At 50.8% G+C, this 25,762-nt stretch carries 16 protein-coding genes; 3 read left to right on the top strand and 13 right to left on the bottom strand.

Going from position 1 to position 25,762, the window contains the following annotated elements; translation table 11 throughout:
• Positions 1-480: 480 nt before the first annotated feature.
• From AC6I7T_RS24335 to AC6I7T_RS24325, 3 genes are all read right to left on the bottom strand, one after another.
• Complete coding sequence (locus tag AC6I7T_RS24335) at positions 481-1,494, bottom strand: LacI family DNA-binding transcriptional regulator (RefSeq protein WP_497790355.1); 1,014 nt, start codon at positions 1,492-1,494, stop codon at positions 481-483.
• A gap of 29 nt (positions 1,495-1,523) precedes the next feature.
• Positions 1,524-2,909, bottom strand: a complete 1,386-nt coding sequence (locus tag AC6I7T_RS24330; protein ID WP_497790354.1) for a sugar porter family MFS transporter — start codon at positions 2,907-2,909, stop codon at positions 1,524-1,526.
• A 62-nt stretch (positions 2,910-2,971) separates the two neighbouring features.
• Complete coding sequence (locus AC6I7T_RS24325) at positions 2,972-4,117, bottom strand: glycoside hydrolase family 76 protein (protein ID WP_497790353.1); 1,146 nt, start codon at positions 4,115-4,117, stop codon at positions 2,972-2,974.
• Positions 4,118-4,414: 297 nt separating this feature from the next.
• Between AC6I7T_RS24325 and AC6I7T_RS24320 the strand changes: the two genes are divergently transcribed.
• A complete protein-coding gene (locus AC6I7T_RS24320) occupies positions 4,415-5,884 on the top strand; it encodes a glycoside hydrolase family 125 protein (protein WP_497790352.1) in 1,470 nt (489 codons plus the stop codon).
• Positions 5,885-5,887: 3 nt separating this feature from the next.
• A complete protein-coding gene (locus AC6I7T_RS24315; RefSeq protein ID WP_497790351.1) occupies positions 5,888-7,615 on the top strand; it encodes an alpha-amylase family protein in 1,728 nt (575 codons plus the stop codon).
• 85 nt (positions 7,616-7,700) lie between these two features.
• Here the strand turns inward: AC6I7T_RS24315 and AC6I7T_RS24310 are convergent, their stop codons facing one another.
• The 10 genes from AC6I7T_RS24310 to AC6I7T_RS24265 form a co-directional block, all read right to left on the bottom strand.
• Complete coding sequence (locus AC6I7T_RS24310) at positions 7,701-11,315, bottom strand: carboxypeptidase-like regulatory domain-containing protein (RefSeq protein WP_497790350.1); 3,615 nt, start codon at positions 11,313-11,315, stop codon at positions 7,701-7,703.
• A gap of 341 nt (positions 11,316-11,656) precedes the next feature.
• Positions 11,657-12,301 carry a metallophosphatase domain-containing protein gene (locus AC6I7T_RS24305; RefSeq protein WP_497790349.1) on the bottom strand — a complete coding sequence of 215 codons (645 nt, stop codon included), beginning with the start codon at positions 12,299-12,301 and terminating at the stop codon, positions 11,657-11,659.
• 192 nt (positions 12,302-12,493) lie between these two features.
• Positions 12,494-13,480 (bottom strand): DUF362 domain-containing protein, encoded by a 987-nt coding sequence (locus AC6I7T_RS24300; protein WP_497790348.1) that lies wholly within the window; start codon positions 13,478-13,480, stop codon positions 12,494-12,496.
• Positions 13,481-13,488: 8 nt separating this feature from the next.
• Complete coding sequence (locus tag AC6I7T_RS24295; protein ID WP_497790347.1) at positions 13,489-14,493, bottom strand: DUF362 domain-containing protein; 1,005 nt, start codon at positions 14,491-14,493, stop codon at positions 13,489-13,491.
• A 26-nt stretch (positions 14,494-14,519) separates the two neighbouring features.
• On the bottom strand, positions 14,520-15,014 hold the full coding sequence (locus AC6I7T_RS24290) for a DUF6599 family protein (protein WP_497790346.1): 495 nt from the start codon (positions 15,012-15,014) through the stop codon (positions 14,520-14,522).
• A 2-nt stretch (positions 15,015-15,016) separates the two neighbouring features.
• Positions 15,017-16,681, bottom strand: coding sequence for a 4Fe-4S dicluster domain-containing protein (locus AC6I7T_RS24285; protein WP_497790345.1), 1,665 nt, complete (start codon positions 16,679-16,681; stop codon positions 15,017-15,019).
• Between the two features lie 514 nt (positions 16,682-17,195).
• Positions 17,196-18,542, bottom strand: coding sequence for a glycoside hydrolase family 30 protein (locus AC6I7T_RS24280; protein WP_497790344.1), 1,347 nt, complete (start codon positions 18,540-18,542; stop codon positions 17,196-17,198).
• A 239-nt stretch (positions 18,543-18,781) separates the two neighbouring features.
• Positions 18,782-19,063: a GNAT family N-acetyltransferase gene (locus tag AC6I7T_RS24275; protein ID WP_497790343.1), complete on the bottom strand. Its 282-nt coding sequence runs from the start codon at positions 19,061-19,063 to the stop codon at positions 18,782-18,784.
• Positions 19,064-19,165: 102 nt separating this feature from the next.
• On the bottom strand, positions 19,166-20,365 hold the full coding sequence (locus AC6I7T_RS24270; RefSeq protein WP_497790342.1) for a tetratricopeptide repeat protein: 1,200 nt from the start codon (positions 20,363-20,365) through the stop codon (positions 19,166-19,168).
• A gap of 98 nt (positions 20,366-20,463) precedes the next feature.
• A complete protein-coding gene (locus tag AC6I7T_RS24265) occupies positions 20,464-23,904 on the bottom strand; it encodes a TonB-dependent receptor (RefSeq protein WP_497790341.1) in 3,441 nt (1,146 codons plus the stop codon).
• 324 nt (positions 23,905-24,228) lie between these two features.
• Here AC6I7T_RS24265 and AC6I7T_RS24260 point away from each other — a divergent pair, with 324 nt between their 5' ends.
• Positions 24,229-25,632: a glycoside hydrolase family 30 protein gene (locus tag AC6I7T_RS24260; RefSeq protein WP_497790340.1), complete on the top strand. Its 1,404-nt coding sequence runs from the start codon at positions 24,229-24,231 to the stop codon at positions 25,630-25,632.
• Positions 25,633-25,762 lie beyond the last annotated feature (130 nt).

The raw sequence follows: 25,762 nt of genomic DNA, 5'->3' as shown, positions 1-25,762 counted from the left end.
AGGGTAAATCGTGTTGGGCACACAAGTTAGAGCAAAACCAGCGTAGGTGTATCCCGAACCACAACTCCCTACGCAGGTTTTCCGTCGAGAAAACCTGCACATCGCCGAATTTGGATAAGACATAGTAACGCTGGTTTTGCTCCAGAGCATTCCCGCCCAGATATACACCAACGACGATAAGCATAACGAGAGATTTTCTATCTCAAAAGCAGTAATGGTTTCCAACGCGAGTAGCTCTACTCTCTACGAACTGGACACAAACGCCATTTATGAGCTAAAGGAAACCGCCGACGCGATCAAGCCTGCTACAACGCAAGCAAATAACTGGCTAACTTATCGCTTGTGGATGCGAGTGAAAGAGCATATCCCGCATAGATATAGACCGCTGAAGACAGCGAAGCGGCTTTCTTTGGCGGAAAGCCGCGTAAGCTTCTGTGACTCGATCTGCATCTGTGCGGAAAATGCTTCAGAACTCTTTTGCTATCTCTTGCATCCGCAGGATTCACGCACCTCGAATATAGTTGGCAGCGAAATCGTCTTCCTCTTTTTAGCCTGATTGCCAGCCATCCGTTGAAACAGCAATTCTGCAGCTTGACGGCCAAGCTCACTCGGAGGCTGCCGAACCACAGTCAAGCTGGGTGTCAAAATGTCGGCTAAATCGAAGTCATCAAAAGAAATCAAAGCCACATCTTTGACAATTTTCTTCTTCAGATCCCGCAATGCATGCAAAACGAGCATTGTTGTTACCCAATTCAGGGTAAAGATTGCCTGTATCGGCTTCGGACCGCTGAGCGCCTTCTTGAGGGTTTCCGCTGTAAGCTCGTTTTCGTGATCCACAAGGAGTGTCTGCTCCTTTAATCTGGCACGAGTTACCGCTTCACGATAACCAGCAACACGCTCGGCGCAGGTGTAGAGATAGGGACGGGCTCCTATTGCAAGAATGTTCTTGTAGCCATGCCCTATAAGATGCTCCGTTGCCTCTTTGGCAGCTTCACGGTTCGGAACCAGGATGCAATCCCAGGAAGAACCACGCATAGGCTGGTCAAAGGTAACTACCGGCACCCGCTCAGGAATAATCGATTGCAGTGTATTCTTCCTGCCGTCAGCAGGCGCCAGAATAAGGCCGTCTACCTGGCGGCGCATGAGAATTTCGACTTCCTCACGTTCAAGCCCCTCATCACCACCGGAACTGGCCAGAATCACCACATGCTCATGTGCCCTGGCAACATCCTGAACTGCTTTGATTGAGGAGGCAGTGAAAGGATCAGCCAGGTTGGGAACGACCATACCAATAGTGGCAGACCGTCGTACCTTCAACCCTCGAGCCATCTCGTTGGGCTGGTATCCCAGACGCGTCATTACGGCACGAACACGTTTTTCCGTTTCCGCGGAAAGTTGAGGAGATGAATTCAAAACCCGGGAAGCTGTTTTGAGGGAAACACCTGCCTCGCGGGCAACATCAACGAGTGTGGGACTGCCGGTTTTGCGTAACACCTATTCTCTCGCTTTCACCAGAATCATAGTCATTCTCGCCCTGAGCTGCGAACCAACTTATGTTCCAGCCATTCCAGGCTGACGCCCTTTGTCTCAGGATATACAAGCCACACCAGAAAGAACTGAGCCAGCATCATTGTGGCAAAAAAAGCAAAGGGATACATGGTAGATCGTTTTACTACAATCGGAAAGCCTGCTGCAATAAGTGCGTTCATAATCCAGTGAACAGTACTCCCCAGGCTCTGTCCTTTGACGCGAATACTTGTAGGGAAGATCTCACTCATATAGACCCAAAGTATCGCCCCCTGGGAAGCAGAGAAAAAGAAGTTAAAGGCCACAATGGAGACAAAAAGCAACCCGGTATGCTGTTGACCGGACAGCCCCACGGCCATCCCAATCAGGCAGGCAATCATCCCCCAGGAGCCGGCCATCAGAAGTACGCGCCTCCCGACAGTATCGATCAAGGCCATCGATCCGAGGCTGAACATAAGGTTTGTTGCCCCCACAAGGATTGCATGCAGATTCCCGCTATTCCGGCTTAAGCCAGAGGCCACAAAAATGTCATTCAGGTAGTAAAGAATGGCATTGATCCCGGAGAGTTGGTTGAAAGCAGCAATGCCCACAGCCAGAAGAATCGGCTTGAGGTATTTCCTGGAGAAGAGGCGCTCGGACTTTGCTCCATCTGCTGTCCCGGACCGGACAATCATTCCGATTTCAGCCTCCTGCGAGTGTTGATCGTAGGCGCCGATTTTACGTAACGCCTCCTGTGCTTCTTCCAAACGCCCTTGAGAAGCAAGCCAGCGGGCACTAGGAGGAATAAAGAAGAGCAAAAGCAGAAATAGTGTTGCGGGAGCCGCCGCCAACCCCAGTTCCCACCGCCAGAGATAGGTGTTCGGAACCGAGAAGTAGTCGAGGGCAAAGATGGCGGTAAAGGCCAATAGAACCCCGACTCCGATGTTCACCTGAAAAAAGGTAACTAGCCGTCCCCTCCAGGCGCTGGGAGCAATCTCCGCAAGATATACAGGGACAAGTACAGAAGAGCCGCCAATGGCCAAGCCAGCGACAAAGCGGAAAAAGATGAGTGCCCCCCAGTTCCAGGCAAAGAAACATCCCAGTGAGGAGACAACATACAAGAGGGCGATCAGCCGCAAAACGTACCGGCGATCGATCTTTTGACCAAAAGCGCCAGCTACAAGAGCTCCGACGACCGTTCCCCAAAGAGCAATCGAAACGGTAAAACCTAAAGCAGCAGCCGACAACCCGTACTCCAGAGTGAGAGAGTGGGTCGTACCGGCAATCACAACGGTATCGAAACCAAAGAGCAAACCTCCCAACGCACTGAAAGAGGTTGCTTTTACCAGGGTTTTATTAAGAAGCACCGGGCGATTATAGGTAAGAATGGAGACGGAAACCACCCTTTATAGAGTTCTGCTATATCGAGCAGTACGTTTCCGTCCCCAAGATGGTCTCACCGCAATCAATGCCTGGCTGTTTTATTGTGCTTTTGCTGCTGTTGGATCCGAGCGGCAGCAAGCAGCGCGTCGATGGCTGACGTCTGGCTGCCGGCATTTGTAGGGGCATAGGGACCCGACCAGACCGTTCCTAATTGATTATCCGGTCCTCGATCGTTATTCCAAATGCTATCGGCATTCCTGAAGATGAACTGCTCATAGCGAGGATTCGGAGCCGTTTCCTCAAGAGCTCTCAAATTCCGGACGAAGATTCCCTTGAATTGAATACCATCCGCGCCGCAATCTGGTTCGCAGGTGTCATGGAGAATTCCCTGCTTATCAACCAGCTTTTCCACAGCGGCACCTGCAATGAGATTCGCCTTTGCTAAAAGGTTTGAGTGATGCTCGACACGATAGAGCTCTGCTAAGGCTCCGACAATCACGCCCTGGTTATAGGTCCAGGTTGTCTTGCCATTATTTTTGCAGGAGCCCATGTCCAACCCATCGTTGATAAGGTTCTCGGAATTGATCATGCCTGAGTGGAGGAACCATTGCCATTCCTTGTCTGCCCAAGAGAGATATTGGGCCTTCTCCTTGGCGGAATCTGAACGGGCGGCTAGATGTGCCGCAACAGAGAGGAAAAGCTCATTCTCGATGGCGTTCTTGTCCTTCTTCTCTTTGCTCCACCAGACACCACCGCCGCAGGTATCGTCCCAGCCCCCAGCCATATCGGTAAAGAGCGATTTGGCCACACTCAGATAGCGGGGATCCCGGCTGAGATCATAGGCGCCGATCCAGGCCAAGGCCCACCAGCCTTCATCGTCATAGTATTGATTGACAAATCCCTGAAATGTCTTCTGGGCAGCCTGAAAGGTGTTATCAAAGGCAGCATCATACTCTCGCGATCCTGTAATCTTCGAGTAATCCCCCAGAACAGTAACGGCGTTGGCAGAATTCCACCATCCAGTGGTTTTATATAGGCCGGAACCCTGGTCATACCACCCCTGTAGCGTCGCGATTCCCAGTTTGGCCTGCCGGGTGTAATCCGCCTTCTCCGGCACATTATCCTCCCTGGCCTCACCTTTTGCAGAAACCGCCCCAATCAATCCAAAGACGAAAACTAAGCCAAATCCAACAAATTGAATGGCGTGGTGCCTTCTTCCCTGCCGCATACTCGCTCCTCTTCCTTGAACGGCCATAGTACTGCTTTTGAGGCAGAGGGGGTTCGGACAGCACACCCTCGTAGGAGGCCCGTTCTTTTTGACTCGCTCAATGACGTATTCCTATCAGGAATCCTTGCTGAAGTGTCGAAATACTTTTAATCTCTTAAAGACAACGTTGTCAAAGCAGGAGTCACACCTTAATGCAAACCGGACGCCGAGATAACTCATTCGCCGCCATTCCGACTCCGGAAACATCGGTGAGACATAAAGGGCAAATACCACCTTCAAACACAAAGATGGGACCAGATGAAACAGAGTATAGGGGTAAGCCGGCGTAATTTCCTTCAGAGCAGCGCGATGCTCTGCGGTTGGCTAGCACTAGAAAAACACGTTCATGCAGCACCGAAACCGGAGGCGATGCACGAACGTCCAAGTCTTTCCGCACGCAAGTTCTCCAGTCCAGCAATTGAGGCAACAATCCTGCGCATGAAGCGGAGCATTGCCGATCCGAAACTGGGAGCCATGTTCGAACAGTGTTTCCCCAACACGCTGGATACAACGGTCTTCCCCGGAGAAAGAGATGGCAAGCCAGATACCTTTGTCATCACCGGGGATATTGACGCCATGTGGCTACGCGATTCCTCGGCACAAGTATGGCCATATTTGCCCTTCGCCAAAGAAGATCCGAAGCTCAATCGCCTGATTGAAGGAGTCATTCGCAGGCAAGCAAGCCAGATCCTGCTCGATCCTTATGCCAATGCCTTTCTACGCTCAAAAGACGGCCGGAAGCCCGGTTGGGCCGAAGAGGACAAGACCGATATGAGGCCAAGTGTTGCCGAGCGGAAGTGGGAGATCGATTCACTCTGCTACCCCGTCCGGCTGGCCCACGGTTATTGGAAGACCACCGGAAGTACTAGCCCCTTTGACGATCAATGGCATGCCGCCGCAGTACGAATCGTCCGAACCTTCCGCGAACAGCAAAGGAAGAACTCCAGCGGCCCGTACCACTTCCAACGAGCCAGTCTTGCTCCGACCGATTCTCTGCCTTTGAGTGGTTACGGTAATCCGGCTCGTCCGAATGGAATGATCTTTTCAATGTTTCGGCCTTCGGACGATTCGTGTATTTACCCATTGTTCGTCCCGGCGAACCTTTTTGCCGTAACAGCACTCGGTCAATTGGAACAGATGGCAGCACAGATCTTTTCGGATCAAAATCTGGCTGGAGAGTGCCGTGCCTTGGCCGGAGAGGTGACAGCCGCACTCAAGGCATACTGTAAGGTCAACCATTCGGTATATGGCGAAATTCTGCCCTACGAGATCGATGGATACGGCAATTCGCTGTGCATGGATGATGCCAATGCTCCCAGTCTTCTGAGCCTGCCCTATCTTGAGTGTTGCAGTATGAATGATCCGCTCTACCGGAGAACACGCTCATTTGTACTAAGCAAGGACAATCCTTATTTCTTTCAGGGACCGGCAGGAGAAGGTGTTGGCGGACCGCATATCGGCTTAGGCTATGTATGGCCTATGTCCATCATCATGCGAGCATTCACATCGACCGACGATAAGGAGATTCTTGCCTGCTTGACGCTGCTTCGCAATACAACAGGAGGCACCGGCTTCATGCACGAATCTTTCAACGTCAACGATCCCAAGAACTTTACCCGGTCATGGTTCGCCTGGGCGAATACGCTTTTCGGCGAGCTATTGCTGAAAATCGATGCTGAGCGTCCGAAGCTGTTACAGACTACCTTTGCAGATATGAGAAAGGCCTAGTTCATGAAAGATGGCCCGAAGTCCACACCGGAGCGCGCCTGGACGAGGAGACAACTTCTTCTCGGAAGCGCCGCTTCGCTGGCCTGTGCAAGCACGTATACCCGGGCAGCAGAAAGCTTTCGTCCGCCTAAGAGCGGCACGCATCGCGAAGCATCGACGTTTCTGGATCTTCTTCGTGTACCGGACAGTATCGATGCTTTTGCGGATCTCAGAAGACCGATACATCTTCAGCGTTCCGGCTCCGAGTGGACGGACAATGATATCCATCTCGAAACATCGGCTCATATCGATAATGTTGCACTCTATCTTTCGGCACCCACGACCCGCCTGACACATCTACGCATCCGCTGGCAGGTTCCGGTGAGCGGGCAGATAAAGATCCTGGGAGACCATTGGGAGCGCAGTTACGGAGATCTCTGCTGGCGATCTATCACTCCGGAACGGGTATTGCCCTGGTACTTTCTCACCTTCGATAACAGCTCTATCCACGGATATGGAGTAAAGACCGGCGCTGGAGCACTCTGCTTCTGGCAGATTGATCCTAATGGCGTTTCTCTATGGCTCAACGTAGCCAATGGGGGAGAAGGCGTAGCACTCGGAAGCAGGCGGCTGCTGGCTGCAACAGTAGTAAGCAGAAGGGGAGAAAAAGGAGAACCGTTCCTCTCCGCTGCCCGCCAGTTCTGTTCTCGCATGTGCGAAAAGCCTAAATTGCCTGCAACCGCTATCTATGGCAGTAATGATTGGTATTACGCCTATGGACAGAACTCTGCAGAACAAACTTTGCGTGACGCCGATTTGATAGCTGCGTGCTCTCCCGCACAGGCCCCCCGCCCTTTCACAGTCATAGATGATGGCTGGAAACGCAAAGCAGCCTTTCCTGACATGCAGAGGTTGGCTGAACAGATACGAGATCGCAATGTCAGACCCGGAATATGGATACGACCTTTGCAGTCCTCTGCCGATATCAATTCGAATTGCCTATTGCCTTCCACCCGCTATGGACGGGAAACAAGCCGCTATAACGAGAGAGCATACGATCCGACAACACCGGAAGGACTGGAAGCAGCGTTAGCCAAGGTCCGGCAAGTGGTCGATTGGGGGTACGATCTGGTGAAGCATGACTTCACCACCTACGAGTTACTGGGGCGCTGGGGTTCGGAGATGAGTGCGCAACCGACGGCTCCAGGCTGGCACTTCCACGATCAAAGCAGGACCACGGCGGAAATCATTTTTGGCCTCTATAAGGCAATCCGAAAAGAAGCAGGCGAAAAGACACTTGTTATCGGCTGCAACACGATTGGACATCTTTCAGCCGGACTCTTCGAAGCACAGCGCACAGGAGATGATGTAAGCGGAAGATCGTGGGAAAGAACGCGGCGCATGGGCATCAACACTCTTGCCTATCGGCTCCCGCAGAACCGCAGCTTCTTCGTGCAAGACGCCGATTGCGTTCCGATAACTCAAGACATCCCGTGGGAAAACACCAAACAGTGGCTTGATCTCGTAGCCCGTAGTGGAACAGCCTTATTGATCTCTCCGGAACCTTCATCCATAGGCAGGAATCAGAAAGCAGCCATTACGGAAGCCTTTTCGATTGCAGCCACAGGAGCAATAGAAGCCGAGGCTGTGGATTGGCTTCAGGACACTACTCCCAGTCATTGGAAGTTCAACGGAAGAGAAAAGAAGTACGACTGGTATGGACAATCCGGGTCCTGGCCATTTGATATCTAGACGGGCAAAGAGCAAAGGCCAGTACGATTTGAGAGAAAAGCAACTGGGGATACTCTGATGAAGTATCCCCAGTTATTGTTATGCCCTAGAACAAAATCTTCAGCGACAACTGTAATTGTCTAGGACTGTTCTGCGTTGAAGGTCCAATGGTCCCATAGCCGGTGTAGGCCCCTGGCTGATCAATCGATATATTGCTATGACGCTGAATCGGCGAATTGGGACTGCTATCCGTATCGGGACCATTGAAGATGGGAGTATTGGTCAGATTGAAGGCCTCTACCCTGAACTGCAGTTTTGTCTGTTCGCGAATCGCAAACTGTTTTTGCATCGCAACCTGCGATTGCTCAGCCCAAGGAGTGCGAACCGCAATCGTATACGGTCTCCGGGTTACGGCAGTGTACTCCGGAAATCCAGAGAAACAGTTAGGACTAGTGTTATTCAAATAGCTGCCCCAGCTTTTATGAGCCGGGCGGACATTGAAAGAACCACCGCACGTGTACAGATATTGATTGGGGTACTTGACGGGATTTCCGCTCTGATCGCTCACAATCCAATTTAGCTGCCAATCGTTCACCACCTGGCCAAGGAGTCCGTGCGCATCTTTCGCAACAATTCCACCTTTCCCCAAAGGAAGTTGGTATACGCCGGCAAAACTAAATAGAAAAGAACGATCACTGCTGTCTATACCATAGAACGGCTCAGAATCGGTCAGCAGGCCGTTGTTCAAACGATCGGTAGCCGTCATTGCCTTCGACCAGGTAAAAGCCGTTGTAAAGCTCAGGCCATTGCTGAGAAGCCCTCCTCCAGTGATTCGCTTTTCCGCTTTGGCGATTAAGGAGTCGTAATGACTATAGCCCTGAGGAGTATTCCATTCCCAGACCTGCGGGCCTGAATCGGTTATGTATTGCGGATACGGAACCATCAAATCCCGAATCGGCAACGTGCTATAGGAGCCGAGGTATGATGACGCCGGAATCCCTTGAACACCATAGAAGGGATTCTGCACCATCTGGTTCAAATACGCTGGAGTAGCGTGTCCTTGAGCAAATTGTCCTGGGGCCAAATGATTATGCTGCATTCCTGCACGAAGGTCTTTCGTACGGGCACCAACATACTCAATATCCCAGATAATATGTCCCGGAGCCTCACCCTGGAAGCCGAAAGAAAACTGGTGAGTGTATGGAATCTTGCGATTCCAGCCGTCGTACCAGATACCATCTCCGACACCGGACATCAGGCCCTGAGAATCGCCTGCGGGAACTGTAACTCCATTCGGAAATGGAGTACCGCCGCGGAAGGTCTGGGTCGGCGTCAGCCCATCATCCAGAGACGTCACATAACTGGTCGTCGCATCCCAAGTAGAAGTACCACCAAGCTCAAACCCCAGAGCACGGCTTATACCCCAACCGCCACGCATAACCAACCTGTTCGTAATGCTGAAAGAAGCACCAATCTTGGGTAACAGAATGCCCCAAGTATTCTCGTATGGAGAGCGATCTTTCTGAAACATCATGCCGCCAATGATCGGATTGGCAATCGAAGTTCCGTTGGGCAGTTTATTTCCTGGAAACAGTCCAAAATTGACGCCACTGCTAATCGGATTTTGGCAAGTTAAACACAATCCCGCCTGTAAGCGTCTCCAACGATCCGTTGGTGAAAGCTCATTCTCATAACGAAGGCCGAGGTTCAAAGCCAGACGATGAGTGACCTTCCAATCATCCTGCAGATACGCCGCATAGTACTGGTATGACTCGTAGGTCGGGTAGTTGTACTCGACACCGCCCCACGTGGGATATCCCAGCAAGAAACCGGCAATACTGGAACCATCGTTGTTGTTCACCTTGGGATCTTGCTGTGTAAAGTCCGGCCCGAAGTTGAAGCCACCGTTTGGCCTTCTTACACCGTTAGCAACATCGTGGTACCAGGAAATTTCCGCTCCATAATGCAGATTGTGTTTGCCAAGAACATGAGTCACGGACGGAGCAATGTCATAGGTCTCAAAGACTGAAGGATCTACTACGTTGCCCACATAATCCGGCAAAACTCCATCGTCCGTATGTATTTCGGGAAGATAATTGTGCGTCGTGGTGGGAAGAGACGGCATCGACAAGCCAATACTCGAAGCCGTGACATCGGAAAGCCCTGCTGACTGTGCCCCGTTCGGAGACATGTTGTATGCACGGTTGTAAGAGAGCCGAACATCGGCAAAGAGACTCGGCCGAAAGGCATGAGTAATATCGATCACCTGAGTAAGACTTGATTTGTAATGATTGATATTTCCTCTGGCTGCAGCACCTGGAAATCCGGAGGTGTTGTTGTATTCCAACCCGGACCACCAGGCAAACATTCCATAAACGCGAGTAGCATCGCTAAAGGCATGATCGATGCGCACAATTGGCTGATTATAGTGATATCGACCAGGGTTATTAGTCACATAGTTGTTTCGATATCCCGGCTGGTTGGCTAACGGCAACAGCTTAAGCAGATTTACGCCGATCTTGCTGATCTGATTCGCAGAAATAATGTTCCCCGGAAAGGGGTCGCGAAGATACTGCTCGCACGGATTCTGCCCGGTAACAGCACAGCGTGTCGTTGCTGGGTCGTAAATCGCAGTCTTCCCCATTCCCTGCAGATAGTTCGTCAAATTTACGCTGCCATCCGTACCGGGCAGAATATCGGGAGTGATGGTGGTAGTTGTAACGCTGTTGGGTTGAACTTCCCGCCAGCCTTCAAAGCTGAAAAAGAAAAAGGTATTCTTCTTTAGCCCAAGTACCGGACCGCCAACCGTTCCTCCAAATTGATGTTGATTGTGAAACGGCTTTCTGGTCCCTGACTGGTTCAGGTCGTAACGATTGGCATCGAGAACGGAGTTGCGCCAGAAATCGAAAACGGTCCCATGAAATTCCGAGGTTCCGCTCTTCAGAATGGTGTTGACCGTTCCACCATTCGTGCGCCCATACTGGGCGTCGTAGGTGTTGGTCATTACTTTAAATTCCTCGACCGCATCGACTGCGGGAGAGATATTCCAGGTACCGGAAGCGCCTCCATTCTGTTGAGAAACAGGGGCTCCATTCAGTGAGAACTGATTGTAGTTTCCCCATTGACCATTGATGGAATACGCATTGGACTCATCCCAGGCGCGCGCCGAGTTGCCTAGAGTAGGGGTCTTTACACCCGGCGTCAGCGAGAGCAACGAATACATCTGGCGGCCATTCATCGGCAAGTTTTGAATCTGCTTAGGATCAATCACCGTGCCACCGGAGGCATCTGCGGTATTCAATTGTGCCTGATCTGCAGAAACAGAAACAGTCTGAGTAACCGATCCCACCTCCAACACAAAGGTAAGATTCAACTTATCCGAAATATTTACGACAACGCCTGATTGAAAAATCTTCTTAAAACCTGGAGCTTCAACCGACAATTGGTAGGTGCCGGGTTGAACAAGCGGAATGGTGAAATCGCCTTTGGAACTGGTTGTAGTTTTGTAAGTCTGTTGTGGCCCGACAGCCTCTACATTGGCGCTGGGAACTACCGCTCCCTTCGAATCAGCGACCTGTCCGGAGATCGTGCCACGAAATTCTTGTGCGGAAAGAAGTGTTGGGTATATAACAGCCAGAATACAGAACAGAGCCAGAAGTACATACACATGACTCTTGCGGCCTCCTCGTACTTGCAGAACAGCAATCCGATGATGGTTCACTTGGACTCTCCAATCTGGGCATACTGTGGATTCACGTTTTCTCTCGCCTTCCGGGGATTTGGGTAAGGTTGGCGAATTTCATAATGACAACGTTGTCTACACTCAACAGCGCCACGCAGATTAGTCTGGCTGCAATGTCGTTGTCAATAAAAAATCCTGGAGAAGAAGTTCGGGATTTGCGATTCAGACCAAACTTATAGGCACGAAAGCACTTGCGGATTTCGCGAAGAATCGTTCATCGTTTTCAGGCCTAAGCTCAAACGGAAGCGACCCTATCTGTGCATGCAGATGTCATCGGACTGGCTATGCTTGCTGCACACAAATGCAATTGCAGCAGGTACTTATAGATCAAGCTCGATTAGCCAGGGATCATTCGCCAGTTTGTAATCCTCATCCACAACAGCACCGTTCACAAAAACGGTACGATTCATTCCGGCAACCTGACCATACCCACCATGAACATGGCCAAAGATGTGGAGCTTCGGCTTTACGCGAATAACAGCTTTAATAAGCTCTTCGCACCCCAGATGTGGGGTAATAACGTACGCCTGGTCCAGGGTTCCAAAGGGAGGTGTGTGCGTCACCAGGATATCGATATTTGCAGGCATACGATTCCAATAAGGACGTATCGCAGCACCGCGTTCCGCGAAGAAAGACCAGCCCATAGCCTGCGGCTGCATCGGAGAGCCCCAGATCCTCAGTCCATCCAATTCGATACCAGAGTTCTCCAGATAAATGGCGTTGGATAATAAATCCCTTGCCCGGGAAGGCTCGTATTCGAAGAGGCGATCGTGATTCCCGGCCACAACAATTTTGTATTTGTGCGGTAGCGTCCCTAACCAATCATTGAGGTCTTGAATCTCTTCCGCCTCGCGTCCATGCACCATGAAGTCACCGGAGTGAACCAGGATGTCAGCCTGCGGCACCTGAAGATTGCGGTGCATTCCGTGAGTATCGCTCATACAAGCGATTCGAAATTTCGCCATTGTCTCTCTATCGAAGCATTGTAGAGTATTCAACATTTCGGCATGGTTCCCCCGGGAGAAAAGCCATGTCGACAAAGATTTACCTATTTAGGAAGAAGCAGAAATGAACATCAATCACGCGGAGGTGTCTGCTGAGAAAAGAATAGGTGCGGAATATAGATTTAGCAATTCCGCACCTTCTGATGTACGGGCTCAACCCAGGCGAGTAACCTTGGTCCGGACATTTTCGAAATCGACCTTTCCTAAGCCACGTTTGGCGGCCAATCCAAGGTAAGGAAGCGCGCTGCTGTCCAGATTCCAGTAAGCCTTTGCAACGTAGGCATCGAGCGCTACAGGATCTGTTCCAGCTACCATCGTTTTTTTGAGTTCCACATCCTCCAGATTGCCTCCAGTCGGACCATTGCGCAGAAGAACCCGATAGCAATCAATCATCGTCAAGGTTGGGAGCATGAACGCTGCCAAATCCGCGAGACTCTGATGAATCTCCTGATGAAGCCGATTTCGCTGCCCACCGAGAATTCCATACCAGTTCTTCATTCCCAATGTTGCCCCCGTTAGGCCATGGTGCTTGGCAATAGGCAGATTGATGATCTTGTCCGCCTCAAGAAATGGCTCAAAAACCTGCCAGTTCTTAAGAATCACGCCTCCCAGATTCACCTCGCGAAAACGCTCGGGATCCGGCAGGATCACTTCGGCGCCCTCGCTACGTGCGGCGGCTTGAATCCCGGAGCGATGGAAACAGCGTTCCGCCTCGTTACAGCTTACGTCGGTCACGATGACACGTTTCGCCCCTGCTTGCCAACACTGCTTAACAGCCTCGGCAACGACCTCCGGATTCGTATTTGCGGCTTGCTCCGGTGTCCGGTCCCAGGCGATGTTGGGTTTCAATACCACCACATCGTTACGCGAGATAAAGCGCTGCACTCCGCCCAGGTCGGCAAAAGCCTGGCGCACAAGTGCCCGGGGATCGTCGCCTTGAATCACGACCATTTCAGGAAGTTCGGCATTCATCTTCACCGTGTGATTCCGCTTCACATCTGCCGCGGATGTTGGGACGGGTTTTTGGTTATGCTCCGCCAGCCAGAATGCCGCAGCGGTAGCTCCCGCACCAGCACCCGCCAAGCGCAGGATCTGCAACATTGCCTCGCGGCGGCTCATTCCTGTCTGTTCAGAAGCCATCTCTTCTCCTATGCCATTGAAAGCTCAGTTAGCGCGATTTTTGCCAGATCGTTGGTGCCCAAACGGTGTTGAGTATCTGCTGCGGTGGCAATGTAGCGCGGCGGATTCCCGACCTGTTCGAGTGGCTTCATCCCTTTTTCCGCACGCTTGCGTTCGATAATTTGCCATCCGAGATGATCCATGGCAACACGATCTTCTCCCACCATGATGGCGTTATGATTCCAGGCAAATTCAGGTCTGAATCCGGGACCGCCATGGTAGGCGGAAGTAATAATGTCTCCGACGATGAACCGTACCTTTTGATGAATCTCAGGAATTGCATTCAGGTCGGCAACATATGGATTGCAGCCACCGCCATGCTGATCTTTTGGATTCCGAATCACACCATACATATTCTTCATGGCCATGGTCACACCCGACATCCCATGATGCTTCAGAATCGGAACATTGATCACCACATCGCTCTGGGTCATGATCTTCGAGAGCTGGGTCTTTACCAAGCCGAAAGTAAGCTGAGCATCCTCGTAACCCACCGAATCAGTGCCAAAGCAACGTACACGACTACGGTCGGTAGAAATCTTGAATCCGGCTCCTTCCAGTTCCCTGTTGGTGCGATCCCAGACAATAATGTCTCCGGCCTTGATTCCTGCCTGTTGAAGCCGTTCACAGATGACGTCGACCAATGCAACATGAGTGGACAAGCCGCGCCCGGCAATCGTATTTACCTTCAGACTCACTACCTGTCCGGGACGAGCCACTCGCTTCCAGGGATCGATTGGATTCTTCACATTGAAGTAAGTCTGCATGGCCCGGTCTAGCATGGCGCTGACTCGCTTCTCATCGGGAGCGCCACCACTCTGGCCACGGAGTAAAGGGTCCTGAACCATCACAACCCGCGACTTACCGGCCGCCCCTTTTTGGCTCTTTACCGCACCGAGCAGCAACTTTCCTTCGGTTCCCAGAATGGCTGCACCGGCTGCTACTTCCTTGAGAAACTCACGTCTGTTCTTCATCTCGTCCACCAATCTTTGAATTAGGCCTACAGTCGAGTCTCAACACCTTGAGCCAGTGCCAGCAGTGCAGACTTGCTTCCGGCGCCAGCCTCATAAGCTACGATTCGAACCAGGTAAGGACCTTTACGGAAGACGACACTCTGCTCATGAGCTCTTGCCGCATCCCCTAACTTGGGAGAATCGGCGCCACTTTGAGGATCGGCTTCAAAAATCTTCTTTGCGCCGTCGGCATTCTTCATGGTGTACACGTCGACGGTAGCCTCAAGCTTGCCCTCGTATTTGTAGTCGGTGGTTACAGTGTTCACCACACCTGCCTGAATATATTGTTCGGAATCGCCGTCAATGTATTGCCAGAGATTCGCTGCATCGAAAGTGCGCGTTTGCCCACTCTTCTGCCATCCCGATACTGCTCCCGTATCCGGGAACGGATTCACAGCTTTCTTCCGGCATCCCATTGCGGCAAAACTCATGACGATCAACAGGGCAGCAAGCACTTTCCCACTAAAACCAATCTTCCTCACAGCTAATTCTCCTTTTGCCGCTGCAGCAGTATCTGACTGCTCGGCGACCGGCTTTCTCCAATACTGGTTACATAAACAGCAGGATGCTCCTGCAGCGGACAGGCGTATTCACAGGCTCCGCAGCCGACGCAGCGGCTTGGATCAATACGCGGTTGTTTCACGATCTTCTTATTGCCTTCGGAGTCGACAACTTCGGCATCCTGCAAATAGATTGCCTTTGGCGAAACCGGACACCATTCTTCACAAACGATGCAATCGGTCGCCATAGCCCAAGGCAAGCAACGTCCGCGATCGTAGAATGCAGTTCCTAACCGAACAGGTTCACGCTTGCCCTTCTCAACGCCGACAACCCAACCCTTTTCCTGCGGAGTGATCTTCCAGATGGCTCCGGTCGGGCAAACCTCCGAACATAGAACACAGCTCGGTTCACAGTAACCGATACGTGGAGTCAATACCGGCGTCCAGACACCCTCCAAACCGGCCTCAGTGATAGTTGGCTGCAGCGAGTTATTCGGACATACCTTCATACACTCGCCACAACGAATACACCTCGACAGGAAGTCTGTTTCCTCGAGAGCTGACGGCGGACGAATAAGCTTTTCGTTGCGGCTCTTCCCCAATGCGGCATTTGCGCGCAAAAGAGGTACCGCTGCCAGACCGGCAGCAATCCCGGTCAGGGTTTTACGACGATGGAGATCCGGTCCAGACACCTCCGCTTCCTTTCTGAAGAAGCGGAACTCAAGGCTCTTGTGTGGACAGGAATCCACACAATTCATGCACATATGACATTCCGCTTTGTGCCAAGGAACGCCGCCGATCGGGTTATCTCCGCCCTGGCAGTGCATCAAACAGCGATTGCACTGATTACAGGTTTCCGAATCCTTATGTAATCCAAAGATCGACCAGCGCGAGATGCTGCCCAACAACGCTCCCAACGGACATATTGCCCGGCACCAGAAACGTGTCACCCGTAAATTCATCGCAAGCAGAACGATGAAGATAATCCCCAGGAATATTCCAAACCGGAAATGAGGCTGTCGGAAATTCAAAATAGTCGCAGACAGGGCGGCATGAAGCCAGGAACCAGCTGCATGAATAATCCCAATGTGACTGTGTTCCAGACTATTGAGAACGGCATTGATCCCATAATTAATCCCAGGGATAATCGAAAGCCCAACGGATCTCACCAGCAGGCTAAAGGGATCGAACCAACCCACGATTCCGGTCCCGAAGAAAGCAGCAACGAGCACGCCCAGAAGGATGACGTACTTTGCCGTCTGCCAACGCTTGTACCGGTTCGATTCGAGAAGTTGCTTACCGCGCTTACTCTCCGACGAAAGGTTTCCAAAGAAATGGTGCAGCGTGCCCATCGGGCAGATCCAGCCACAGAAAAAGCGGCCGAGAAACATCGTCGGGACCAGGATCAGCAGCGACCACAGCAGCCCACGATAAAGAGCGTGGGAGGCTAATGCATTCGTCAGAGCAACCAGCGGATCCAGTTCAAAAAAGAGCCGGACTGGAACCTTCAAATGAATATCGCTACTGGAGCCAAGCGCGCCGCGCAGTTCCGTGCGGACCAGAAGAAAGAGAAACAATAGGAAAAAGAAGATCTGCGAGATTCTACGCAGGCGAGCGATCCGCACTCTTTTTAATAAGGATCGAAACACGTTCACTCTCCCCCGATGCACAAACTTACTTCCACACACTTCCATGGAAGGCTTCTGGAATCGCCTCACTTCCAGCGTTCAGGGGAATGAACGACATAATCATCCGTGTGATCATGGTCGGCAATCCGTGACCAACATCACAGACATTCTGTCCTGCTGCGGCAATCGAGTTTAAGCCTTATCCTTGTTGTTTTCAGCAGGTTTTCACTAAAGCAGTTTCAGCGTCAGTCTGTCCTTTTCGCATACGACCATTTACAGCTTTGCTCAAAAGACGACCGGAGCAAACATCATAACCGTTGATACACCTACGCTGAAATTGCTCTAAGTCTAAATCCCAAATGCGGTCTCGTCGTTTCTTTTCGTGAGTCGGGAGATTCTTTGGCGGGCTTTGCCCCAAACGGCGGAATTTGCTTTCACCATAGAATTGGGGCCCTTCACCGCAGGGCCCCGGACGCAAATTTAGTAACTATATATAGATGAAGGACTCAATATCCCTTCAAATTGTGAGACCTACTTACCAGGTGTAGGTACCAACAGTACCGTCGCTTAATGTCGCAGTAGCGGCCTTACCTTGAAAACGGATGTGGAACGTCTGTTCGGAACCACTCCGATTCGCTACAACGAGCACATGCCTTCCATCCGGAGTTTGAAAAGCGACGTTCGGTACTCCTTCCAAATAGTTCGAGCCAATACGTACCGATCCAGGAGGGACAAACTTGGAGCCGTGCGCCACGGTATAGTAGGCGACATTTCGTGTCACGTTATTTCCGTCAAGCGTGATAGCTCCCTGGCAGACCGGACAACCGCCATTATCGGTGTGAGGCTTAAATTCAGGATCAGCTGCCAGATTCCATAAAAGCACGTTCCGGCTCCAATTCCGGGGAGCATCGATAATCATTCGTTGCACAGGAGCGGCTATATCGAGCCGCGTGTCATCCCGGCGATCGACAACCATCTGCTCGGTGAAGTACAGATTCTTGTCCGGATAGGCTTCATGTACCTTGCTCATGGCACTGATATCGCCCTCGTATAGATGGAAGCCTGAGCCATCGACATAGGGCCGAGCCTCAGAGTCGTTCAAGATCGTAAGAGGATACTCAGGCACATCGCAGTTGTGATCGTAGCTGATGATCTTTGTCCGAATACCTGCTTTTCGAAAAGCAGGGCCAAGAGACTGCTTGATGAACGTAGCCTCCTCCTCAGCCTGCATCACCATGCTGGGAGTGTTTTTGGGATTGAGCGGTTCATTCTGTGGAGTAATTGCATCGATCACGATACCCGCCGCTTTCATCCCCTCGATGAACTTTACGAAATAGTTGGCATAAGCATCGTAGTATTCAGGCTTGAGGCTGCCACCCTTCAGATTCTCATTCGTCTTCATCCATGCCGGAGCAGACCACGGAGATCCAAGAATCTTGATTTTGGGATTGATCGCCAGGATCTCCTTCAGCACAGGAACTACAGTGGCACTATCCGGACCGAAGCTGAACTTCGCTAAACTGGGATCTTTTTCTCCGGAGGGAAGATCATCGTAGGTGAAAGCGTGATCGTTCATATCGGACGAGCCTATGCTGATACGCAGATAGCTGACACCAATGCCATTCCGCTCGGTGCTGAACAACTCCCGCAGCAAAGCCGCACGTTGGGGAGCATCCATACGCATAAGCAGTTGAGCGCTTCCACCAGTCAAAGCAAATCCAAAGCCTTCGACAGACTGATAGCGCTGCTTATCGTCCACCTCGATCGAACGGGGCTGCACCTTCGCATCAGTAAAGGCTAAAGGCTTAGCCTGCTGTACCAAAAGCGAAGAGCGATCAGCTGTTGTCAGCCACGCGGAGATCCCTTTCCTGCTCTGAGCCAATAATGAACTCGAAAGGAAACACACCCCGGATAACACGAAACAAGATGCTAGCCGTAACCGCATCCATCCCCCTAATAAAAGCGAGTCATCAACTTCCGCCCACAATCTCGCCGAAATCAACCCGCCAACCATTAGGCGATGCCGACGGACATCTGTCAAGACAAATATTCATTAAACAAACGTTTGTCTCGACAAATCACCCGAGGGCACGGAGGCGCTAGCTTTCTTTTAGGAACGGATTATCTCTTTACGAGCTTTTGGAACTCAGGATTTTTTTGGATGTAATCCGCAACCAGCGGACAGATTACGTCTACCTTCAAATCGTTGTCACGGGCATATTCCAGCGCAGTCTTTGCCAGCATGCTTGCAACGCCACGACCACGCAACACCTCAGGTACTTCTGTATGAAGTAAGGTAATCCAGCTATCACTATCAAGGTCGAATTCAAGATATGCAACCGCACCATGCTCCTCAAACTCGAATCTGCTCCGTTGAACTTTCTTGGGGGAAGCGTTGCTCATGGCAGCCTGATCCTTCACACTCGTCGTGAGACACGTTTCTCCAATTCTGCCATAGAGACGTCGGTACAGGATTACCTATGCCGGAAGTTCTCTAGAAACCTCTCAGTGTGTTCCAGATGTTTCATCGTCGGCTGGACGTTGCCCGGAGAGAACCCGCATGTCATGGAAGATTTTCTCCAGCTTCTCTTTCATCTGCTTGTACTTCAGATATTGAGCCACCTGCGCCTTCGCTTCTTCGGTCTTCCCTTCCTGACGGTAGATTGTGCTAAGACGATAACGGGCAACATAGTTTGTCGGATCCAGCTGAATAGCTCGCTCAAACATCTCTTTCGCCTTGTCGCGCTGGTTCATTTGAACAAGTACTTTGGCTAATTCGGTATACGCGTCGCTGTCGTTCGGCTGCAACTCTACCGCTCGCGTATCGGCAGCTAGCGCCGCCTTCAGGTCTCCATGCTTTGCCGCAACGATCCCGACCATGAGCTGAGCCTTCTGATCGTAAGGATTTACGTCCAATGCAGCTTTGAACTCTGATTCGGCTTCCACTTGGAGCTTTTCATCGGAAGAATTATTTAACAGGTCACCAATACTCAGATGTAAACCAGGAAGTTGTGGATCGATTTTGAGGGCTTCGCGGTAATTTGAGATCGCAGGGTCGTTGTCTCCATGTCTAGCCAACTCTCTCCCCATCACCTGATGCATTTGAGCACTATCCGGAGCTGTGAGGGCCAGAGTTAGCATCGCTTTGCCAGCTAAATCCGAGTAAAGCTGATAAGCCATATAGAGCAATGAGATATCTGTCGGTTCAGAAGCAAGAAGAGTAGATACAGTTGTCGCCGCTTTCTCCAGATCGCCGGAGCTACTGTAAAGATCAACGAGAACTCTCCCTACCTCACCTTGAATTTTCTCTCCTTGGAGATGGGGGAATGCCGCTTCCAGATCCTCGCGACTCGCCTTGGCATCTTCCAGGCGAGCTTCAGATAAGCCCAAGAGCGCCTGAATCTTCCACAGATCCGGCTTTCTCTTTACAGCAGCACGCAGATGAGGCACTGCTGCCTTGTAGTCCTTCCCAAAATAGAGCAGTACTCCGAGATTACCGTGAGCATCTACATTGTCCGGATCAAGCGCAAGAATCTTCTCAAACTCGGGAATCGCCAACTCCGGACGCTTCTGCTGAAGATATTGTTGCGCCGCACGAGTATGTAATTGTACTTGTTCTTTTTTGCCTGGAGTAGTCTGGCAATAAGAAGAAACAACTAGTACTGGGAACAGAAACGAAACAAATAGTAAATTCCTGGCGAACATAGCTTTCACATCATACTCGGGAGCAGTTTGAGGCAAGAAGAAAAAACACAGGGACGGCTATAGAACGCCGTCCCTGCTGTTGTGGTACCAGGACTACTTTAGAAAGACAAGCGAGCTCCGAGTTGAACTTGCCGTCCGCCTACAGTTGTTTTACTGATCTGTTGCGAACCAACCTGCTGCCCGGTTTTGGGATCAGTGCTATACCATGAATACGGAGTACCGGGACCATTGGAGCCCGTCAAATCTCCGCCGGGTTGGCCAAAGCTAGGATGGTTGAAGGCATTCGACGCATCGACACGTACCTGAAGCGCAATGCCCTCCCGAATCGTAAAGGTCTTGCTGCCGGATAGGTTGACCTGTTCGATTCCTGGTCCATATAAGCTGTTTCTTCTAACATTTCCGAAGGTCCCCTTCGCCGGTTGAGTAAAGGCCGCCGGATCGAACCATTCGTTTACGCAATTTGAGGAACCAGACAGACACCGGGCAGAGCGGTGCCTCGGTTTAGGACTTGCTATCCCACTCCAGTTAGGGAACTGCCTTCCAGCTCTTTGATAGGTGTCGTCACCACCACCACTAAAGACATTGAATGGCTGTCCAGATTGAATAACCATCGTAGAGGCAATTTGCCATCCACCGATGGCCGCATCCACAACTCTATTCGTATTTAAGAAGGCTTTACCTCTGCCAATCGGTAACTGGTAGACCAACTGCCCCTTGAAAGCATTGCGAACGTCGAAGTTGGAGTTACTGTAATTTGCCGATGGATTATTCGCGATTTGATAATCCTGTGCTCCTGAACGACTACCCCATCCAGAAGAATCCTGATCATCAAGGAAGTGAGACCAGACATAGTTGAAGCTGAAGCTCAAGCCTGAACTCATTCGTTTCGTGATTGAAGCCTGCAGCGAATTGTAGTTCGAAATCGCGCCAAAGAGGCTTCCAGAAATAGCCCCGTACTGGGATATTGGGCGAGGTGCACCAGATACAAGTTTATTCACAGGTACAGCATTAAGGTCTGTCGGAAACGTTAGATTGAAACCATGGCTTGCCACATAAGATATCTCTGCCATGAGATTTGACCCGATCTGATGCTGAACCGCCAGGTTCCATTGGTAAATCTTGGGAACTGGAGTGTGGTACGGCTGGTAATTGATATCCTGCCCATTAAACCTGGCGGGATCAGTAGAACTAAGCGTAAAGGGTAAACCAGCCCCACTCGATCCTAGCTTAGCTGTGGGAGTGAGGCCATTCGTCTGGTCTGACACGCTGCCACTAGAAGAGATTGCATCCCCCATTCCATGGCCGTAGGTATCCAGGCTCCAATTATAGGAGTACAGACCAAAGCCACCACGCAATGTCATATCCGGATAAGGAGCCCAGGAGAACCCGACACGTGGAAGGAACGTGTCGTATACATCCTTCTGCAGGGACCTGCGTCCATTCGCGTGGGTGGCAGCGTACCAAGTTGCTCCCGCAGTATTGGTTGCAGGATTGATGAGAGTGGGATCGTAACTTTGAATATTATTATGCGTTTCGTTCCAGCCATGGTTGATCTGATAACGGAGTCCCAGATTGAGTGTTAAATTCGGACGGATTTTGAAATCATCTTGGACGAACATCTGAGGGCTCTTGAGGCGAGCTCCATATTCCGGGCTGACAGATGCATTCCAATGATCCGAAAGTCCAAGTAGAAAATCAGCGTACTCTACTCCGGTCGTCGCACTATCCGCAGAAGCAACACCCTTAGAATCTACCGACCAATGCTGAGTATACTTACCTGTAAAGTGGAACTCTCCAGGATTTGTGTTTCCCCATGCTGTTGAGTTATCTCGATAAATCAACAGCTCGCCTCCAAAGTGCAGAATATGTCTACCACGAATCATAGTGACGACATCGGATGGATCAAAAACATGCTCTTTATAAACAGCATTGTCTGAGGGCTGAATCCATGCGTAGGGATACGTGTTTTGAAACTGGATTCTTGGGATCGTATCGGCTTTCGCGTACTGCCACCCAAGCTTAGCGGCATAGCCTTTGCCCAAAGTAAGATCCTGGTAGTAATTGCCCTGCCAGGTATATCCAAGCCTTGCCTCATTGATGAGCGTGGGGCTGATATTCCAAACATCGGTGATTTGAGCGTTGTTATTATCAACATCTCCAGACTGGCAATTCACCGGACAAGCAGTCACAGAGCTGGGATATACAACAGGGGTGTCGCTCTGAGTATCGGACATCGTGATGCGATTATTAGGAGTCACATCGTAGTCGAGGCGTCCGAAGAATTTTCTGTACGGAGTTGATTGAGGAACACTGGAATACCAGTTGTTCTGAAGAATACCAACTGAATTCATAGCTCCGCTAACGAAGCGGCCGTCAGCAATGTGATTAGACGATGTCGGATAGAATTGCTGAAATTTCGCAGCAACAGCATCGATCATGCTTTGAGGAATTGAATTCGAACCATATTCTTCGAGGAAGGATTTTCTCACCGGATATGTATTTCCGTTCGCATCCTTGGCATAGGTCTGCGTAGTTGGGTCGTATAGCAGTCGCTGCCCCGTGAAATCGCCTTTCATGACAGCTTCGGTCGGAACAGTCTGAGTCTGATTACTGCTCGAACCATGATCGATTATCTGGTCATAATCGAAGAAGAAGAACATCTTCTTTTTGAGTACAGGACCACCAATCGATGCACCGAAATCGTGATAGCGACTGAACGGAACCTTTACTTTATTTCCGAAGCCATACTGAGCGGCATTCAATTTGTCATTATGAAGATAATCGTATGCAGACCCATGGAAGCTTCCCGTGCCTCCCTTTGTGATCTGATTGATGATCATTCCCCCGATGCCGTACTGAGCCGAAAACGACGATAGGGAAACCTGTAATTCCGATACTGTTTCAAATATGGCAGGGTTGGCGTTCTGACTGTGAGATAAGGTGGTAGAAGCGCCGTCGGCAAGCACATTGCTGTAAGGAAGGTTTCCGTTGGACGCTGAAACCTGCCCCGGACTATTGGCTCCTTGTGATCCTCCTGGTACACCAGCTGTGCCGGGAAGAAGGATCATAAAGTTCTCCCAGTTTTGGGAAGTCTGAGGCAATTGCGACATCTCTTTCGAAGGCAGGGTCGAGACTTGATCCCCCGATTCCGTGTGCAGCAGAGGTACATCCGTAGTGACAATGACCTGTTCTTTGGAAGAACCGACTTTCAGCTGTGCATTAACAGTTGTGAAACCGACCTGAATTGTAATCGGACCTCGCACAAACTGCCCGAATCCCTCTTTCGAAAAGGTGACCTTGTAACTGCCTGGAAGAATCGAACTGGTATCGTAGATACCGTCCTGGTTAGTACTAAAGTCCTTTGAAACTCCGGTATTGACGTTCAGTACCGTAACGGTTACATCCGGAATCACTGCTCCCGTTGCGTCGGTCACTGTCCCACGTATGTCACCGGCGTTCATGCTCTGTGAAAAGCTAATCCCCCCCGATAGCAATGCAACAACTGCTACTATCAGGCTGTTGCGTATCCTACTCCACATACCGCCCTCCTAAAGCAACCGTCTTTTTAACCAGCGACTTTCACTGATCTTTTTTCATGTTTGTAAATCTGGCTAACGCCCTTTTGACGCGAGCCAGGCACGGCTTCTCTTCAGTTCCACTCAGAGCAGGTATCTCTTCTTAGGCAACCGTTTGTTTAAATTATCGAGATAAAGACACACTCTGAGCCGGCGGTAATCAAATCAAGTCTGGAATATGATTGTCAAGTGTTTTCTTTTTGTATAGCTTGTTAGACAAACCTTTGTCCTAGCTTTTTGTCTTGCTGAAAGGACGGGCCGCGGACTTCCGCACCGATGGAGAGGATCATGGGCCCAATTAACCGTCGCAACTTTCTGGAACTTGCGGTTTTAGCAGCATGTTCCGTCGCTTCACGTCCGCTAGCAGCATCGACGACAGGACCGATACGTGCCTGGCGTACTGCCGGACGAGAATTCTGGCAGACGATCGAGCCACCAACATGGCGGCAAGCTTCTCTATCTATGCCACTTAGCATCCAATTAGATCCAAGTAAGCGTTATCAGGAATTACTGGGATTTGGAGCTGCACTTACTGATGCATCCTGCTATCTTCTGCAGCAACTTCCTCCCGACAAGCGCAAAGCGCTTCTGGAGGAGTGCTTTGGTCCTGACGGTCTCCGTTTTTCCATAGCACGTACGACCATCGGCTCCAGCGATTACTCGCTTAGTGCCTACAGCTATGACGAAGCACAAGAGCCCGATCCCAACCTGGAACACTTCAGCATCGATCATGACAGGAAGTACATCCTGCCGGTACTGCAGGCGGCCAGACAAGTGAACCCCGAGTTGTTCTACTTCTCCTCTCCGTGGAGCCCTCCTGGCTGGATGAAAACCGGAGGCTCGCTGTTTGGAGGCTCCATGCGCAAACGCTATTTTGCACCCTACGCTCAGTACTTTGTAAAGTTTCTCAAGGCATATGCAGACGCAGGGGTAAAAATTCAGGCTGTTACGGTGCAAAACGAAGTGGATACCGATCAGGATGGGCGCATGCCCCAGGCTCTTTGGGGCCAAGAGTATGAAATCGATTTTGTAAAGTTACATTTAGGTCCGGCGTTACAAAAAGAATCTATCGATACAAAAATCTGGATACTCGACCACAACTACAACCTGTGGGGACGCGCTGCCGACGAACTGAGCGATCCCGATGTCTACCGATATGTAGATGGGGTGGCATGGCACGGGTATATGGGTTCGCCGTCCGCAATGACACGAGTGCATGAAATGTTCCCGGCAAAAAACACCTACTGGACTGAAGGAGGTCCAGACTATACGCAACCAGATTACACAACAGATTGGACCACTTGGTCGAGTACCTTCACAGGAATTCTCCGTAACTGGGCCAGATGCATTGTGAGCTGGAATCTGGTTTTGGATGAAAAAGGGAAGCCGAATATCGGACCATTCCCTTGCGGAGGAGTCGTAACGTTAAATTCCAAAACCAACGAGCTCACGTACAGTGGGCAATATCGGGCTTTTGTGCATTACTCAAAAATGATACAGAGAGGGGCACATATTTTTGCATCTTCTGGAGAACTTCCCGACGTTGACCATGTTGCAGCCGAAAATCCGGATGGTAGCCGGGTATTGGTTCTCACAAATCGCGGAAGAGAACAGCAGGTTCAATGTGGAGTCGCCGAGAGATCCTTCTCGGTAAGTTTGCCTTCCGACTCCATCACAACTCTTGTTTGGTGATATCAAAACAAAAGTATTGCGCCCCAGAGCTCAAGAGCTATATCGAGAAAGCCGGGTAGATGAAAATCGGCACCGGCTTTCTCTGCACTCTGGAGGGTAGAACTAAACAAGGAAGAGATTTTGGCATTTG

This window comes from Humiphilus diazotrophicus, from assembly GCF_059726315.1.
The sequence above is the reverse complement of the archived record's forward strand: the minus strand, read 5'-3'. Positions and strand labels throughout refer to the sequence as shown.

Bases quoted from the DNA above. Each gene is read 5' to 3' on its own strand.
- AC6I7T_RS24260 (WP_497790340.1), top strand. From the start codon at position 24,229: ATGGGCCCAATTAACCGTCGCAACTTTCTGGAACTTGCGGTTTTAGCA.
- AC6I7T_RS24295 (WP_497790347.1), bottom strand. From the start codon at position 14,493: ATGAAGAACAGACGTGAGTTTCTCAAGGAAGTAGCAGCCGGTGCAGCC.
- AC6I7T_RS24320 (WP_497790352.1), top strand. From the start codon at position 4,415: ATGAAACAGAGTATAGGGGTAAGCCGGCGTAATTTCCTTCAGAGCAGC.
- AC6I7T_RS24275 (WP_497790343.1), bottom strand. From the start codon at position 19,063: ATGAGCAACGCTTCCCCCAAGAAAGTTCAACGGAGCAGATTCGAGTTT.
- AC6I7T_RS24315 (WP_497790351.1), top strand. From the start codon at position 5,888: ATGAAAGATGGCCCGAAGTCCACACCGGAGCGCGCCTGGACGAGGAGA.
- AC6I7T_RS24325 (WP_497790353.1), bottom strand. From the start codon at position 4,117: ATGCGGCAGGGAAGAAGGCACCACGCCATTCAATTTGTTGGATTTGGC.
- AC6I7T_RS24265 (WP_497790341.1), bottom strand. From the start codon at position 23,904: ATGTGGAGTAGGATACGCAACAGCCTGATAGTAGCAGTTGTTGCATTG.
- AC6I7T_RS24300 (WP_497790348.1), bottom strand. From the start codon at position 13,480: ATGGCTTCTGAACAGACAGGAATGAGCCGCCGCGAGGCAATGTTGCAG.
- AC6I7T_RS24270 (WP_497790342.1), bottom strand. From the start codon at position 20,365: ATGTTCGCCAGGAATTTACTATTTGTTTCGTTTCTGTTCCCAGTACTA.
- AC6I7T_RS24305 (WP_497790349.1), bottom strand. From the start codon at position 12,301: ATGGCGAAATTTCGAATCGCTTGTATGAGCGATACTCACGGAATGCAC.